This is a genomic window from Myroides albus, from assembly GCF_024722315.1.
Taxonomy (GTDB): domain Bacteria; phylum Bacteroidota; class Bacteroidia; order Flavobacteriales; family Flavobacteriaceae; genus Flavobacterium; species Flavobacterium album_A.
Map to the genome: position 1 here is coordinate 685,015 of NZ_CP102754.1, position 15,834 is coordinate 700,848.

A 15,834-nucleotide genomic window follows, 5' to 3' on the forward strand; every position below is an offset into this window, starting at 1 on the left:
TTTTTTTTATCTTTGAATACTAGTAGTATTATTTTATCTCTATACTTTTCGTATGAGTTTTTTCAAGAAATTATTTAAAGTTTTCGAATCACCAGCACCTGAAGAGGAAAAGAACACTGAGGAGAGAGGTCAATATCTTCCTGAGAAAATTCTTCCTGTCGATGAGTTATTCACTATTAACTTCACACAGAATGGAGGTAAATTCCTCTATTGTGAAACTAATGAAGAGCTTGCTGAGACATTCGTCAATATTTTATTGGAAAATGATTGGTTTGAGAAAAAAGCACTAACCTATGAAAGTTCTCTACATCATTTATTAAAAGAGAACAATGTCAAGTATAATGAAGTAAACAATCCTGCCTTCTTTTTTACCACTTGCGAAAGTTTAATCGCTGATGATGGCGCTATTTTATTCTCAGATAGACAACTAAAAGACAATAAAGCAAACCACCTACCCTACAATATTGTAGTATTAGCAAAAACAAGTCAGATCACACGAACCAAGAGTGATGGACTACGCGAGATAAAAAGAAAATACGGAAGCTCTTTACCAAGCAATATAACTGCTTTTAACTGCTTCAAGCCTTCCGCTGTAGAAAGTGACTTCCTAAGTTATGGAAGAACACCTAAAAACTTATATTTAATCCTCTTAGAAGATTTATAAAATGTCTGAAACATTAACTCGTGCTATATCAGGAATAGTCTATATAGCTTTATTAATAGGGGCAACACTATTTGATCAATTAGCCTTTGAAATTCTGTTTAGCTTCTTCTTACTTGTAGGAGCATTTGAGTTTTCAAAACTTATTAAACTACCAAAGTCACTTTGTTTGTTTGTTGCTGCTTTGGCAATAGCGATTGTATTTTGGAAAAGAGACCTTTTACCCTCTATAGCGATAGCTACTTTTGGGATTCTAACCCTTTTAGCTTTAATGGCGGAACTGTTTTCTAAAAGACAACCTAATCGCTCTTTACCTATTAAACTAATTATATTCCTTGGATATATTATAGCGCCCTTTATCACTTTACTCTTTTTACCTATAACAAAAGAGAGTGGATATCTACCACAAATCATAATAGGGATGTTTATTCTGATATGGACTAATGACACCTTTGCTTATATAGTTGGTAAAAAATTTGGTAAAAACAAATTATTTGAAAGAATATCTCCTAAAAAGACAATAGAAGGATTTATCGGCGGAATTATATTTACAATATTAGCAGGAATAATATTAAGTCAATATTTTGACTTCTTTTCTATCGTTATTTGGATAAGTAGTGCTATTTTTGTAGGAATTTTTGGAACTATCGGAGACTTAGTGGAATCTCGATTCAAGAGAGAAGCAGGAGTAAAAGATAGCGGGGCAATAATGCCAGGACATGGCGGTATATTAGACCGTCTTGATAGTGTTATTTTTGTAGCACCATTTTTGTATATAATTTTTCAAATATTATAATCATGTTTCACAAGGAAGGAACTAAAATTATTTTCTACTCAATGCTAATAACTATAGCATTAGTTTTTGCTGCTGATTATTTACCTTTTAATTGGCTTCGAATTGTTGTACAGTGTACAATCATTGTTTTATTATTATTAATCTTACAATTTTTCAGAAATCCTAATAGAGGTATTACACCTTGTGATGATACAATTTTAGCTCCAGTAGATGGTAAAGTTGTAGTTATTGAAGAAGTATATGAGCCTGAGTATTTTAAAGATAAAAGACTGATGGTTTCTATCTTTATGTCTCCTATAAATGTTCACGTTACCAGATATGGACTTAGTGGTATTATCAAATACAGTAAATACCACGCAGGTAAGTATCTTGTTGCATGGCATCCAAAAGCAAGTGAAGAAAACGAAAGAACTACTGTTGTTATTGACAACCCTGTATATGGCGAAATCATGTATAGACAGATTGCCGGAGCTTTAGCTAAACGTATCGTTAACTATGCTAAAGTTGGTGATCAAGCTATTCAAGGTACAGATGCTGGGTTTATTAAATTTGGTTCGCGTGTAGATTTATACTTACCTTTGGGAACTGATGTTAACGTCGTATTGAACCAAAAAGCGAAAGGGAATATAACATCAATTGTAGGAAAAAAGTAATTGTACGAAAATAAGTGATGAACACTTTAGATAAAGAATTTCACGAAGCATATATACGCATCTCGAATGAGGCAAGAAACCTTGCTCCAGATATTATGTTGCGCATATATGCTTATTACAAACAAGCTACCAATGGCTTAAGTCACAGAGACTTTCAAGATATGTCTACTGATTTGAAAAAAGCTTTCAAATTCAACGCTTGGACACAAATTAGCCATCTGTCAGCTACTCAAGCGAAGGAGGAATATATCAAGCTCGCTAAACAAATATTAGACAATCCTCAAGATGATGAATAACAAAATCTATTCATTAATACTACTTGGATTACTTACACTAAGCTGTAATAATCAAAATAAACTTACCGAAGTTGAAATTCCAGAAAGGGAATCTTTTATTATACCAAAGAAAGATTTTCCCGATCCTGCTACAATTAAAACAAAGCAAGGACCGTTTGATATGCCAAAATTAAGCTATCAATTCAACGAGTTACCCGAATTATTTAGTGCTGAAGATTTTTATACGCATTATGCAGTAGTTCAATTAGACAATGCCAACAAACTAAATTCCGCTATACACGGTACACAGTTTGAAAACTTGAGCATAGAAGACATTGTCAAACAAGCTAACAACAATGATAAACAAATCAAAAAATTAGCTGGTATATATTACAATCACTACCTATTTTGGCAATCTATGACGCCTAAAAGCACAGAACCAAGTCAAATCGTAGCAACAGCAATAAACACTAATTTCGGGTCTTTAAATGACTTTAAAAAGCTTTTAAAAAGCAAAGCACACGAATTAGACGGAGCAGGTTATGTTTGGCTTGTCAAAAAAGGAGAAACATTAGCAGTGATTGCTACCGATAACAATATCAATCCAATGATGCCTGAATACCAGTTAGGTAAACCACTTTTAGCAATAGATTTATGGGAACACTCCTATTACACTAAATTTGAAAACAGCATAAGTGATTACATCGATACCTATTTCAAGTACATTAATTGGCAAAGGGTAAATGATCAATATAATCAATAAAAAAATCCTCATTCTAAATAGAATGAGGATTTTTTTATTGATTATATCCTACGTCTTTTAAAACGGAACATCGTCATCATTTATACTTGATCTTCCAAAAACATCATCTGCAGGAGGTAAACTGTTGGCAAAATTACGTGAGTTACCATACCCCTCATTCGTATTCATTGATGAGCCAAAAACATCCGAAGATGAAAGATCACTGTCCAGATTGTCAAATTTACCAAAATGACCTAAGAACTTTAATCTAATATTATCCAGACCACCATTACGGTGTTTCGCAACAATAAACTCTCCTTGTCCTGTAGTAGACCCTCCTAACTCATCATCCCATTCATCAATCTTATAATACTCCGGACGATAGATAAACGAAACAATATCCGCATCTTGCTCAATCGCACCTGACTCCCTTAAATCCGATAACAATGGGCGCTTTGAAGTCCCCCTTGTCTCCACCGCACGGGACAACTGAGATAAGGCTATTACAGGGATGTCTAACTCCTTCGCCAAAGCTTTCAAGTTTCGAGAAATAGTCGAAATCTCCTGTTCACGGTTTCCTCCCCCTTTTTGATTACCTCCGGCGGTCATCAACTGTAAATAGTCAATAATAATCAACTTGATACCATGCTGCGAAGCTAAACGTCTTGCTTTGGCACGTAAATCAAAGATAGACAAGGAAGGAGTATCATCTATATACAATGGAGCGCGTTCCAGATCTTTCACTTTCACGTTTAATTGCTCCCATTCATGAGTTTCTAATTTACCCGTTCTCAATTTTTCAGAAGATAGCCCTGTTTCTGAAGATATCAAACGAGTGATCAACTGTACCGAAGACATCTCCAAAGAGAAGAAAGCCACACCAGCACCAGAATCTATTGCAATATTACGAGCCATCGACAATACAAATGCCGTTTTCCCCATACCTGGACGAGCGGCAATAATAATCAAGTCACTTGGTTGCCATCCAGAAGTCAAATCATCTAATTTGTGAAAACCGGTAGGTATACCACTTAAACCTTCTTTCGTACTGATCTCCTCTATTCGCTTTTTAGCTTGAGCGACTAAAGACTGCGCTGTTTCAGAACTCTTTTTAATATTACCTTGGGTCACTTCATACAGTTTTGCCTCTGCTTTATCCAATAAGTCAAAAACATCACTGGTCTCATCGTATGCATCCTCGATAATTTCATTAGAAATGCGAATCAAACTGCGTTGAATGAATTTCTGAAGAATGATTCTCGAGTGAAACTCAATATGAGCTGAAGAAGTAATACGCTGCGTTAACCCAACCAAATAATAGTCCCCTCCAACCAAGTCTAATTTGCCATTAGTTCTCAATTGCGTTGACACGGTAAGTAAATCAATAGGTTGATTACTCACAAATAATTGATCAATTGCTTCAAAAATATACTTATGCGCCTCTTTGTAAAAAGCTTCAGGTTGAAGAATATCGATTACCTCATCAATTCCCTTCTTATCAATCATCATTGCTCCCAATACTGCCTCTTCCAAATCAATTGCTTGAGGCGGTAATTTTCCTTTCTCTAAAGCAATCACATCTTTAGAAAAAGATTTCATTGGTCGTATATCTTTTGCTTGTTCCATATTGCGAAAATACACCTTTTTTAAAGATTAATAAATCATTTTTTTGAGCACATAATATCAACAACTCAAACAAAACTGTTGATAATAAAAAAAATCCGAGACAGTATCTCGGATTAAATTGTTTATAAAAATAGAAAGAGTACTAATCTTTGTATTCTCCCATTTCAAAATATTTTTCCATGCGTTTATCAAGTAATTTATCAACTGACAATTTACTCAACTCAGCATATGATTTCTCAATGTATTCTTTTACTGACTTGAATGTAGCCTCTCTGTCTGAGTGTGCACCTCCAAGAGGTTCAGCAATAACATCATCTACTAATTTGTTTTTCTTCATGTCAAATGAAGTTAACTTCAGTGCTTCTGCTGCTTGCTCTTTATACTCCCAGCTTCTCCACAAAATAGAAGAACATGACTCAGGCGAAATTACAGAATACCAAGTATTCTCAAGCATAGTAACTTTATCTCCTACACCAATTCCCAAAGCTCCACCAGAAGCTCCTTCACCAATAATCAAACAAATAATCGGCACTTTGATACGGAACATCTCATAGATATTTCTCGCAATTGCCTCTCCTTGTCCTCTTTCTTCAGCTTCTAATCCTGGATATGCTCCCGGAGTATCGATTAATGTAACAACTGGAATATTAAACTTCTCAGCCATTTGCATTAATCTCAATGCTTTTCTATAACCTTCTGGATTAGCCATACCGAAATTGCGGTATTGTCTTGTCTTCGTGTTATATCCTTTTTGCTGCCCAACGAACATATAACTTTGATTACCAATCTTTCCAAGACCACCGATCATTGCTTTATCGTCTTTTACATTGCGATCTCCAAACAATTCAAGGAAAGTATCTCCACATAGTGCTTTGATATAATCCATTGTGTAAGGTCTATTTGGATGTCTTGATAATTGAACTCTTTGCCAAGGCGTTAAGTTCTTATATATATTCTTTTTCGTTTCAGCAAGTTTCTTCTCAATTTGCTTACAAGTACTCGTTACATCTACCTCTGACTCTTCACCGATCAACGTACATTTTACTAATTGCTCCTCAAGATCTTTAATTGGAAGTTCAAAATCTAAATATTCCATTTATGAATAGGTTTTAGTTTCAATTATGATTTACAAAGATATAAGTTTCTACTAATAGAACACCTATTTCACTGCAAGTTTTCTTCTTTTTCTATTTTTTACAATACCATTGATTATCACTGTCAAAAGAATTAACGAGGCAGCAAAATAAAAAGTCGCATTCATTTTCTCGTCATCTTTAAAGATTAACAATGCTAATAAAATTCCATATACAGGCTCTAAATTAATCGTGAGCATTACTGTAAAAGGACTCAAATCTCTTAATATATACACTGATCCCAAAAAGGCAAAGGCTGTACAAAACACGCCTAAAACCACTAACCAGAACCAGTCAATCTCACTCACTTGAAAAAATTCGTAAGTAAAGCCTCCTGTCACAGCTAAGAAAATACTGAGAATCAACAATCCTCCTAACATTTCATAGAATGTGATAATAGGCGCGGCCGTATCTTTTACTAACTTACCATTAATTATGGAAAACAAACTTGAAAGAGCAGCGGCTACAAGTCCCAATATTATCCCTTCAATATATTCAGTGCTAACACTAAAAATCAACACCAAAGCACCAATTACAATTAAGCCGAGAAATACCTCTATATAATCTATTTTTCGCTTGTAAAATATAGGTTCTAACAAGGATGCAAAGAATGCTCCTGTTGACAAACAAGCTAACGTAATAGAAATATTAGAAACTTTAATCGCCCAAAAAAAAGTGAGCCAATGTAAGGCAATGACAACACCTGCAGCTAAAAACTGCAACAATTTGTTCTTGCTAACGCGAAGTGTTTGCTTGCGAAATGCAAATACAACGAGCAAAGTAATTACTGCAATAAGTATCCTATACCATACCAATGGCAAAGCACTTAAAGTAATTAACTGACCTAAAATCGCTGTAAAACCCCATATAAAGACAATTATATGAAGGTAGAAGTAACTCTTAATATTATCTGCGAGCATTTCTCAATAAAAATAAACCTAAAATAGCAAATACAACGTTTGGTATCCAAACAGCAACAATAGGAGGAATACTCGATGCCTCTCCTAAAACACTAAATACCTTGTCAAAAAACACGTATATAAAAGCTAACGAGATACCAATAGCTAAATTGATTCCCATCCCACCTCTGCGTTTCATAGAAGATACAGAGACAGCAATGATCGTTAAAATAAAAGCAGAAACAGGTACACTGTACTTTTTGTATAATACGACTAAATAGATATTTATATTCGATGATCCTCTTGCCTGCTCCTTAGCGATAAAGTTTCTAAGCTGTTGCAAGGGCATCGTCTCAGCAGCATAAACAACAGGAGTTAAATCATCTAAGTCAAAATCTAACTTCAGTTCCTTCTTGTCTGCTCTTTCTATTTCATCTCCTTCTGCGCCTACCTCTCTCTTGGCATATTTATGCAACATATAAACTTCTGCCTCCGGATCCCATACAATGCGTTCTGCTGTAATTTTTGTCTTTAACTTATTGCCATCCATCTCCTCCATCATAAAGTTAAAACCTGTCTTTGTTGTCGACGAAAAACTACTTACATAAATAAACTCATTTGCACTAATTTGCCTATAAACATTCTGAGATTCCCGAGCCTCACTTCTCGTCAGATATTTATATCTAAAATCATTGTATCCTGCACTTGCTTTAGGCACTAAATAAAATGCCATAAACATAGCCATTAAAGAAACCAAGGTAGCTCCAATAAAATAAGGTCTTAGAAAGCGATTAAACGAAATCCCAGAACTTAAAATAGCGACGATTTCTGTATTATTAGCCAATTTGGAAGTAAACCAAATGATAGAGATAAACAAAAATATGGGAAAAAGCATATTAGCAAAGTAAATCGTAAAGTCGAGATAATACTGCAATATTTCTAACAGAGGAGCTTGCTTGTCTATCATTTTATTTACTTTCTCTGAAACGTCGATAACTATTCCGATAGGTACAAACAATAATAACATTACAGTAAATGTTACTAAATACCTCTTAAGAATATACCAATCAATAATCTTCATACCTTGCTAATTAGATCTTTTTCTATACTATATTACAAACGTTGATCCATTTGTCTTACCATCTTATTCTTCCACTCTGTGAAAGTTCCAGCTAATATCTGACGACGAGCTTCACGCACAAGCCATAGATAAAAACCTAAATTGTGGATACTTGCAATTTGTTTCCCCAGCGATTCGTTTGCTGCAAACAAGTGACGTAAATACGCTTTTGAGTAAGCCGTATCTACCCATGTATAGCCATTCTCATCGATAGGTGAAAAGTCTGCCTCCCACTTTTTATTCTTAATATTGATAGATCCATGTGCTGTAAATAACATTCCGTTACGCGCATTACGCGTCGGCATTACACAGTCAAACATATCTACTCCTAATGCGATATTCTCCAAAATATTAATCGGCGTACCAACCCCCATTAAATAACGAGGTTTTTCTGTTGGCAATATACCACATACTAATTCAGTCATTGCGTACATTTCTTCTGCTGGCTCTCCAACAGACAATCCACCAATAGCATTCCCTTCTGCCCCTACATTAGCGATATACTCCGCAGATTGCTCGCGTAGATCCTTAAATGTACTTCCTTGTACAATCGGAAATAACGTTTGAGAATATCCGTACATCTCTGGAACTTTAGCCAAGTGATCAACACATCTGTCCAACCATCTATGTGTACGGTGCATCGATCTTTTTGCATATCTGTAGTCACACGGATAAGGCGTACACTCGTCAAAAGCCATAATGATATCTGCTCCAATCGTACGTTGAATTTCCATAACGCTTTCTGGTGAAAAGAAGTGATATGAACCGTCGATATGCGATTTGAATTTTACACCCTCCTCCTTAATCTTTCTGTTAGATGACAGAGAATAAACTTGAAATCCACCACTATCCGTCAAGATATTTCTATCCCAATTCATGAATTTATGCAAACCACCTGCTGCCTTTAAAATTTCCATTTTTGGACGCAAGTATAAATGGTATGTATTCCCCAAGATAATATCTGGGTTTATTTCCTCTTTTAACTCTCTTTGATGAACACCTTTAACTGTAGCAACAGTTCCAACTGGCATAAAGATTGGTGTTTCTATTACACCGTGATCTAACGTTATCTTACCTGCTCTCGCACGAGATTGTGCATCTGTCTGTAATAAATCGAACTTCATATTAATTATTTACAACTCGCAAAGATAATGTAAAACAATCTAAGCGAACAATATTAATTTATTTTTATCATTTGTCATTCACCCTATAAATAAGCCCTGCTTTTCAACAACAACCAAATTACAATTGGAGCTCCAAAAAGTGACGTTATTGCATTAATAGGCAGCAAAAAATGATCTCCTCCTATCTGTGTTAGCATATCACAAAGCAACATCAATATTGCCCCTATACCTGCCGAATAATAGATCAAACTTCGGTGCTGATTTACTCTAAATAGCATACGCGTAATATGCGGAACTGCTAACCCTACAAAAGCTATCGGTCCTACAAATGCTGTGGATACACCAGCCAACAAAGCCGTTACTACAATAATGCTATTGCGCGTTAACTTTAAATTTATCCCCATCGAAGAAGCGTAATTATCTCCAAGTAATAAGGCATCAAGTCCCCTTGCTAACGACAAAGCTCCCAATAGACCTATCAGTACAACAAAGGCAAAAAAGCTAATGACTTCATAACTTAAATTGCCCAAGCTACCCAAGGCCCAAAAAGTAAATCGCTTGATTTCCTCTGCTGAACTAAAGAAAGTCAGTATACTAATAGCAGCATTGGCAAAACTCCCGAACATAATTCCCACAATTAGAATTGTCGCAGTATTCTTAACTTTATAAGACACACTCAAAACTAAAAGCAGTAATAAGAAGCTCCCTAAAATAGATATAATAGCAACACCGTAGGTAGAAGATAACAGAGAAACCAGACTTGCAGGTAAAATCGAACTCCCCAAAAACAATATAGCAACACCTAAACCTGCACCAGAGCTAACCCCTAACACATAAGATTCTGCCATCGGATTTCGAAAAAGGGTCTGCATTAACAAACCACTTACTGACAAAGCAACCCCTACCAGCATAGCTACTAAAGCTTTGGGTAAGCGAAAATTCAATACAATATAGCGCCAAGTACTCTTCATTTCCTCATCCCCCAACAATATCGCTACAACCGAATCAAAGGGTATGCGAATTGTCCCTGTGGAAATATTCAATATAAATACCACAAAGATTGAGAAACATAAAAGGAGGGCTATCATTTTTTTCATCATTATTTCAACTGCTTGTAAAACACAGGCTCATACCCGGGTAAAACCTCTGGGTGAAAAATGTAGATTAAATCTTTCAATACAAGATCAGGACGCGTAGGTCCTAATTCATAAAAGACAGTTCCTCCCGTGCTACCTTTGGTAGGTGCAAAAGAAAACACCTTGCCCGATTGAAAGGATTTAAAATTGGCGTAATGAGGATTTGCCTCTTTCAATTGTGCCAATGTTTCATAGTGCCCTGGATTGATCCAATATTCAGCGTCTTTCGCCTTATCGAATACACTTTCGAAACTCAGAGCAAGACTACCTGTTACCTCAGTGTCTTTCCACAAGTAATCAGATACAGCGTCTTTGAAATAGATACCTGCCCAGCTGCCTCCTCCTGGCATATACCACACATCTTGGTACATAACACCACTCATCACCGTTGGCTGAACAACTATATCATTTACTAATTTCAAAGCATTTTGATATTCCTCCTCAATCTCTGTAAATAAGCGTTCAGCTTTTTCACGTTTGTCAAATAAAACACCATATAACTTGATCCATTCCGCTTTACCCAATGGAGTTTGCTCTACCCAATCGCCATTGTACAAAACTGCAATGCCACTTTGAGCAATTGTCTGTAAACTCTTATTGCTATCGTCCATTGCAAAAGCCACTACCACCCCAGGTTCCAAATCAATTACTTGTTCCGTGTTTAAGCTCTCGTTCGACCCTAACTCTTTTACTTTCCCCTCATTGATCAATTGACGTACAACAGGAGTAGAAATATAGTCTAAACCTGGAAAACCTCTTAATGTACCTACTTCATTCAATAATTCTAAAGCTGGTATATGCGTTGTTGAAGTAACGACAATATCCTTGACAGGTACTTCAATCCTCTGTCTGTTCTTTAATGAATCAGGTAAAACAGCCTCTTTCTTAGCTAATACATAACTATAAGTCTTACTACTCCCTGCCCAAGGTTGTGATATATTTACAAGGGAATAATCTTCGTGATATTCAATTTCTAACCCTTTAGCATAAGCAATGGAAGTCGTTCCACTAAAAATATTCTCACGTTGAACATCTCCTCGTGCTATTTGTTTTTTACATGATGTAAAACCAAATAAAACTGATAATACACTAAGTGTAATTACTATTCCTTTTTTCATATAAAATCAATGGTTTGTTTCACAAATGTAGAATTATTTCTTAGACTTTTGAAGCAATTACACCTCCTGATAATTGTAATTTATGACGAAAAGAATAATTTATATTAAAAATCTCATTACTTTTATATATAATTGTATTATCTATGGCAAACTTAAAACAACTAATATATACGAATAAAGCATTATTGTGTATAGCTATTTTGCTCTTTGCTGTTACTTTGCAAGCTTGTAAAAAAGAAGTCAAACAACAGCCTAAAGTAGAATATGGTACATTCACTAACCCAGAAACTGCGTTCAATGAGTGCAAAGAAATATTGAATAACCTTTCTTTGAATTTGAATAAAACACTCGATAAGAAACAGACTACAAAATAAAACATTATGAAGTATATCATTAAAAAAGCGATAATAACCTTATTATTTGTTTTTGGATTTTCGCTAAACTTCTTTGCACAAGAAGCTTTTTCGGAATTTGAAAAAGACAAACAGGTTAATAATGTCATCGTAAACAAGAAGATGTTTGAAATGATGAGCAACGTCAAAGTAAATCAATCGAGCGAAGAAGATAAAGCTTATTTTAACTTGATAAAAAAGCTTGACAACCTTCGTGTTTTTCACACTAAAAACGATGCAAGCAAAAGTAAAATGACAACTGCTGTAGCTGACTATGCATCTAAAAAAGGCCTAAAACAATTTTCGTCAAGTAATAAAAATGGCGCTGAAGTAACCATCTATATTAACAAAGACGGCAGTGCTACGAATGTCAATGAATTGGTTATGTTAAATCAAGACAGCAGCAAGGGAGAAAATAGCATCATGTATTTGCAAGGCAGTTTCAGTATAAATGAAATATCAGCACTAACAAACAAAATGAATCTACCTGTAGGAGATTCTTTCAAATAATCAAAAGCACCGAATGGTGCTTTTTTTATGCTGTATAAACAATACCTCATATATAACAAAAAAAGCCATCCTTTTAGGATGGCTTTATGCTTGTGACCCGACTGGGGCTCGAACCCAGGACCCCAACATTAAAAGTGTTGTGCTCTACCAACTGAGCTATCGAGTCATTGAAAACATATTTTGTTTCCCAATTGCTGTGCAAAGGTAAACCTTTTTGAATACCATCCAAACATTTTATTTATATTTTTCCCAGCATTTACAACACTCCAGACCTAACTATTTAGTTTTTAAGCATTAGAAGAAATAATAATATTTACCTGCTGTAAATATTTTAAATCATAGATTGTACAAAAGATAAAGTAGCTCCATAAAATGAAAACATAAGGATCTCCTTCCTCTCCCAACTACAAATAAAAAGAGAGAAAATAAACAAAAGTCAAAAACACAACACCTTTGAATAGTCACTCTATCCCAACAAAAGAGCATTCATTCAATTACCAACTCATATCCAACCTCATCCCTTCTATCTCACTTGTTTCGGCAACACCCCTTACAACTTTCAACCAACTACAGTCACCTCAACACTACAAGACACCTACAAATGACTACCGAAGTTCAAAGCCGTATCTCCTTAAAATTTCTACTCCATTTTTAAAATAATGAGGTTAATTCCCTCCTTTTTTTTCAATTCCCCTCCTTTTTCCCATCTTTTTTTACACTATTGAAGGCAGGAAGCTTCCTCAAACAACCTGTAATGCAAAAAAAAGTATTTTTTTTCGCAATCAAAACAAAATCTAAACCACTACAAATAAACACATTACATCAATTTATTCAAAATTCCCTTTTCAGAAACACCCATTCTCATCGCAGCAACAGAAGGCATTCAAGCAAGATTATAGGACATTCTTAGGACAATGATAGGACTATAACAGGCAAAACAAGCCTTTTGTCCTTCTATCCTCCCTTTGTAGATTACTTATTGATAACAAATAATGCCAGATCATCAACCGCATCCCCTCGTGAAATATCCACCTACTTGCCTTATACCATTCTTTGATTTCCTTCTTTACAAGTTCAAATTCCATTCAAGCCCAGCAAAGTAAAGCAAGCAACTTTTTCAATTTTCTTTTATTTGTGAAACTACCGTATCTAAGCATTTTATACCTTATAATATTCAAAAAAAGACAAGGCCATGGCAGAAATAAAAGAAGGAATATTAGGACCCTTAGTAGGCAAGATTGCATCTGTAGTTGGAGTAAAGTGGAGAGGTAGAAATATACTGAGATCAAAACCGACAAAATCGAAGAAAAAAGCCACAGAAACACAGCTCAAACAATGGGACAAGATGAGCTTGGTTTCTTCCTTTTGCAGTCGATTCAAAGAGTTTGTCAATGCAAACTGCCCACCTATAGCCGTAGGAACAAAATGGTTGAACGGAAAAGAGCAAATGATTTCAAGGCTAATGAAACAAGGAGTTGTCGAACACGAAAACACACAGTATATCAATATCGAAAAAGTATTGCTCTCCATAGGCGTACTCGCTCCTGCTGTGATCAAAAAAATCAACCGATTAAAAACGGGCAAGCTAAAAGTGCAATGGGACAATGCGCTAATTAATCCCCTCGCTTTAGATACAGATCAACTTACGATCATGGCCTATCACGAAGATTTAGATCAGTTCATCCCTATCACAGCTATCGCACAGCGCAGAGACAAATATGCTCACTTTAATCTACCTGAACAATGGACTACGGGTAGAGTTTACTTGTGGAGTATGTGGAAAGCCCAAGATGGCAGTGTTCACAGTACAAGTTGTTTTCACGGTGTATTGGATCTAAATGCAAATTCAGAAGAATTACCCATAGAAAAAACAACAACACAAATAGACAACGAAAATAAAGCAACTGACAATCACACAAAAGCTTCAACTACAACAACCACTCCTAAACCACACTCAACAGTCAAAAACGCCAAAGCGAAAAAGGAGGTAAACAAAACGATTAAAGTAAAGCATACCGAAGTCAGCCAAACAAAGACTAACATCGATACGAGCAAACACACTCCTTCTGTTATTACAGAGCAACAAGACAAAAAAGAGGTCAGCCCAAACGTCCCCTTTGGTCTAATTCGAAAAATTAAAAAAGTAACTCCTAAAAACAAGAACCAGATCAGTCGAACAAACTCCCCTCAGTACACAGAAAACACATTGAACGCTCAAGAGCTCCCTAATAGTATGATGACCAAAATGAGGGAAGAACAACGAGAGTGAAATAGTTTGTGTAAACGAGTCATTCGGAACACAGCCTCTTATCCCTATTTTGTAAAGTTCAATAAATAGATTTCCTTCTGAGATAGTACATCCTTTAGAAAGGGAATATCAATATTTATCCTTTAATTTGTCTGAGCGATATCTTATCGCTCAATCTGTTTTCGTTAACAAAAAATAAATAGGCAATTTCGGAAAATTAACAAATGGAGAGATTTCATCTTCAATGCCTTATACTACACTACACAACAGAACATCAATAAAATGAAAACAAGCGACCATAACTATCGATATGATAATTATCATTTTAAATGTTAAAAAATATAACTACCTTAGTGTTAAAATAACAAAAATAAACAAGTTATGGCACTACAAAACTTACCTCTTTACAACTTTGCCAATGGTACATTAATGATTATCATATTTGCATTGGTATGTGTGGGATTAGTTATTGCTTTATTCATGTTCATGGGAGGCTCACCTAAGCTACCTGATACTGAAGATGAACAAGAGAAACAACAAGTTCCTCCTCAAGTTACACAAGATAACATGGAAAAAACGGAAGATCAACAATAGATATGTTCTATTTTAAAGAATTGTTCTTGCGCAAGAAAAAACAAAGAGAGTTACTACATAGTGACTCTCTTTGTTTTTTTATAGATACAGTATCACTTGACTTTGCACTAAGTCAACATACATAACGGTATTATACAGTCGAGCGCAAACCTATGATATACAAAAAAACGAGATACAGTAGCTGTATCTCGTTTCCACGATGTGACCCGACTGGGGCTCGAACCCAGGACCCCAACATTAAAAGTGTTGTGCTCTACCAACTGAGCTATCGAGTCAATTATGTAATTCTTTTTTTTATAGTGACCACAATGGGATTCGAACCCATACGTCTTGCGACACCACCCCCTCAAGATGGCGAGTCTACCAATTCCTCCACGTGGCCGTAATCTGTTACAACCAACTTTCCTTTTGACAAAGGAGAGTTAAGGTAGTTTTTCAAATAAGCCAAAGCTTACTCTTTTTGAAAATAAAAAGCTACTCTCATACTGAGTAGCTTCTTATCTTTGTGACCCGACTGGGGCTCGAACCCAGGACCCCAACATTAAAAGTGTTGTGCTCTACCAACTGAGCTATCGAGTCGGCATTTTCAATAAATAGATTTCTTACTTTCGTGACCCGACTGGGGCTCGAACCCAGGACCCCAACATTAAAAGTGTTGTGCTCTACCAACTGAGCTATCGAGTCAATTTATTAATCTCTGAAAATGCCAATATGTATTTGTGACCCGACTGGGGCTCGAACCCAGGACCCCAACATTAAAAGTGTTGTGCTCTACCAACTGAGCTATCGAGTCATTGCGATTAGACT

16 protein-coding genes and 6 tRNA genes are annotated in these 15,834 nt (G+C 35.6%); 9 read left to right on the plus strand and 13 right to left on the minus strand.

Annotated features, from left to right (window positions below):
- Nucleotides 1-52: 52 nt before the first annotated feature.
- The 5 genes from NWE55_RS03095 to NWE55_RS03115 are packed head-to-tail and all read left to right on the plus strand — an operon-like array spanning nt 53 to nt 3,148.
- On the plus strand, nt 53-664 hold the full coding sequence (locus NWE55_RS03095; protein WP_155092030.1) for an LUD domain-containing protein: 612 nt from the start codon (nt 53-55) through the stop codon (nt 662-664).
- Nucleotide 665: 1 nt separating this feature from the next.
- Nucleotides 666-1,457, plus strand: coding sequence for a phosphatidate cytidylyltransferase (locus tag NWE55_RS03100; RefSeq protein ID WP_155092031.1), 792 nt, complete (start codon nt 666-668; stop codon nt 1,455-1,457).
- 2 nt (nt 1,458-1,459) lie between these two features.
- Nucleotides 1,460-2,110: a phosphatidylserine decarboxylase family protein gene (locus NWE55_RS03105; protein WP_155092032.1), complete on the plus strand. Its 651-nt coding sequence runs from the start codon at nt 1,460-1,462 to the stop codon at nt 2,108-2,110.
- A 17-nt stretch (nt 2,111-2,127) separates the two neighbouring features.
- Complete coding sequence (locus tag NWE55_RS03110; RefSeq protein ID WP_155092033.1) at nt 2,128-2,406, plus strand: acyl-CoA-binding protein; 279 nt, start codon at nt 2,128-2,130, stop codon at nt 2,404-2,406.
- Nucleotides 2,396-3,148, plus strand: coding sequence for a superoxide dismutase (locus NWE55_RS03115; RefSeq protein ID WP_258204604.1), 753 nt, complete (start codon nt 2,396-2,398; stop codon nt 3,146-3,148). Before NWE55_RS03110 ends, NWE55_RS03115 begins: the two co-directional genes overlap by 11 nt.
- Nucleotides 3,149-3,205: 57 nt before the next feature.
- Here NWE55_RS03115 and dnaB read toward each other — a convergent pair whose 3' ends face one another.
- The 7 genes from dnaB to NWE55_RS03150 form a co-directional block, all read right to left on the minus strand.
- Nucleotides 3,206-4,753, minus strand: coding sequence for a replicative DNA helicase (gene dnaB / locus NWE55_RS03120; RefSeq protein WP_155092035.1), 1,548 nt, complete (start codon nt 4,751-4,753; stop codon nt 3,206-3,208).
- A gap of 142 nt (nt 4,754-4,895) precedes the next feature.
- Nucleotides 4,896-5,849, minus strand: coding sequence for an acetyl-CoA carboxylase carboxyltransferase subunit alpha (locus NWE55_RS03125; RefSeq protein ID WP_155092036.1), 954 nt, complete (start codon nt 5,847-5,849; stop codon nt 4,896-4,898).
- 63 nt (nt 5,850-5,912) lie between these two features.
- The gene (locus NWE55_RS03130; protein ID WP_155092037.1) at nt 5,913-6,806 is read right to left on the minus strand and encodes a DMT family transporter; all 894 of its coding nucleotides are present in this window, start codon (nt 6,804-6,806) and stop codon (nt 5,913-5,915) included.
- Nucleotides 6,793-7,866 (minus strand): LptF/LptG family permease, encoded by a 1,074-nt coding sequence (locus tag NWE55_RS03135; protein WP_155092038.1) that lies wholly within the window; start codon nt 7,864-7,866, stop codon nt 6,793-6,795. Before NWE55_RS03135 ends, NWE55_RS03130 begins: the two co-directional genes overlap by 14 nt.
- A gap of 32 nt (nt 7,867-7,898) precedes the next feature.
- Nucleotides 7,899-9,029, minus strand: coding sequence for a tRNA guanosine(34) transglycosylase Tgt (tgt, locus tag NWE55_RS03140; RefSeq protein ID WP_155092039.1), 1,131 nt, complete (start codon nt 9,027-9,029; stop codon nt 7,899-7,901).
- Nucleotides 9,030-9,112: 83 nt separating this feature from the next.
- A complete protein-coding gene (locus NWE55_RS03145) occupies nt 9,113-10,117 on the minus strand; it encodes a FecCD family ABC transporter permease (RefSeq protein ID WP_230381511.1) in 1,005 nt (334 codons plus the stop codon).
- An 11-nt stretch (nt 10,118-10,128) separates the two neighbouring features.
- Nucleotides 10,129-11,283: an ABC transporter substrate-binding protein gene (locus NWE55_RS03150; RefSeq protein WP_155092041.1), complete on the minus strand. Its 1,155-nt coding sequence runs from the start codon at nt 11,281-11,283 to the stop codon at nt 10,129-10,131.
- Between the two features lie 143 nt (nt 11,284-11,426).
- Between NWE55_RS03150 and NWE55_RS03155 the strand changes: the two genes are divergently transcribed.
- Both NWE55_RS03155 and NWE55_RS03160 read left to right on the plus strand, forming a co-directional pair.
- Nucleotides 11,427-11,657: a hypothetical protein gene (locus NWE55_RS03155; protein WP_155092042.1), complete on the plus strand. Its 231-nt coding sequence runs from the start codon at nt 11,427-11,429 to the stop codon at nt 11,655-11,657.
- 6 nt (nt 11,658-11,663) lie between these two features.
- Nucleotides 11,664-12,185, plus strand: a complete 522-nt coding sequence (locus NWE55_RS03160) for a DUF4252 domain-containing protein (protein ID WP_155092043.1) — start codon at nt 11,664-11,666, stop codon at nt 12,183-12,185.
- 93 nt (nt 12,186-12,278) lie between these two features.
- Here the strand turns inward: NWE55_RS03160 and NWE55_RS03165 are convergent.
- A tRNA-Lys gene (locus NWE55_RS03165) sits at nt 12,279-12,351 on the minus strand.
- A gap of 1,026 nt (nt 12,352-13,377) precedes the next feature.
- Here NWE55_RS03165 and NWE55_RS03170 point away from each other — a divergent pair.
- Both NWE55_RS03170 and NWE55_RS03175 read left to right on the plus strand, forming a co-directional pair.
- Nucleotides 13,378-14,454 carry a DUF6266 family protein gene (locus tag NWE55_RS03170; protein WP_258204605.1) on the plus strand — a complete coding sequence of 359 codons (1,077 nt, stop codon included), beginning with the start codon at nt 13,378-13,380 and terminating at the stop codon, nt 14,452-14,454.
- A 360-nt stretch (nt 14,455-14,814) separates the two neighbouring features.
- The gene (locus NWE55_RS03175) at nt 14,815-15,027 is read left to right on the plus strand and encodes a flagellar basal body-associated FliL family protein (RefSeq protein ID WP_155092044.1); all 213 of its coding nucleotides are present in this window, start codon (nt 14,815-14,817) and stop codon (nt 15,025-15,027) included.
- A 202-nt stretch (nt 15,028-15,229) separates the two neighbouring features.
- Here NWE55_RS03175 and NWE55_RS03180 read toward each other — a convergent pair.
- From NWE55_RS03180 to NWE55_RS03200, 5 genes are all read right to left on the minus strand, one after another.
- Nucleotides 15,230-15,302 (minus strand) — tRNA-Lys (locus tag NWE55_RS03180).
- A gap of 25 nt (nt 15,303-15,327) precedes the next feature.
- Nucleotides 15,328-15,409, minus strand: a tRNA-Leu gene (locus tag NWE55_RS03185).
- A gap of 124 nt (nt 15,410-15,533) precedes the next feature.
- Nucleotides 15,534-15,606, minus strand: a tRNA-Lys gene (locus NWE55_RS03190).
- Between the two features lie 32 nt (nt 15,607-15,638).
- Nucleotides 15,639-15,711 (minus strand) — tRNA-Lys (locus NWE55_RS03195).
- A 36-nt stretch (nt 15,712-15,747) separates the two neighbouring features.
- Nucleotides 15,748-15,820 (minus strand) — tRNA-Lys (locus tag NWE55_RS03200).
- Nucleotides 15,821-15,834: the final 14 nt, after the last annotated feature.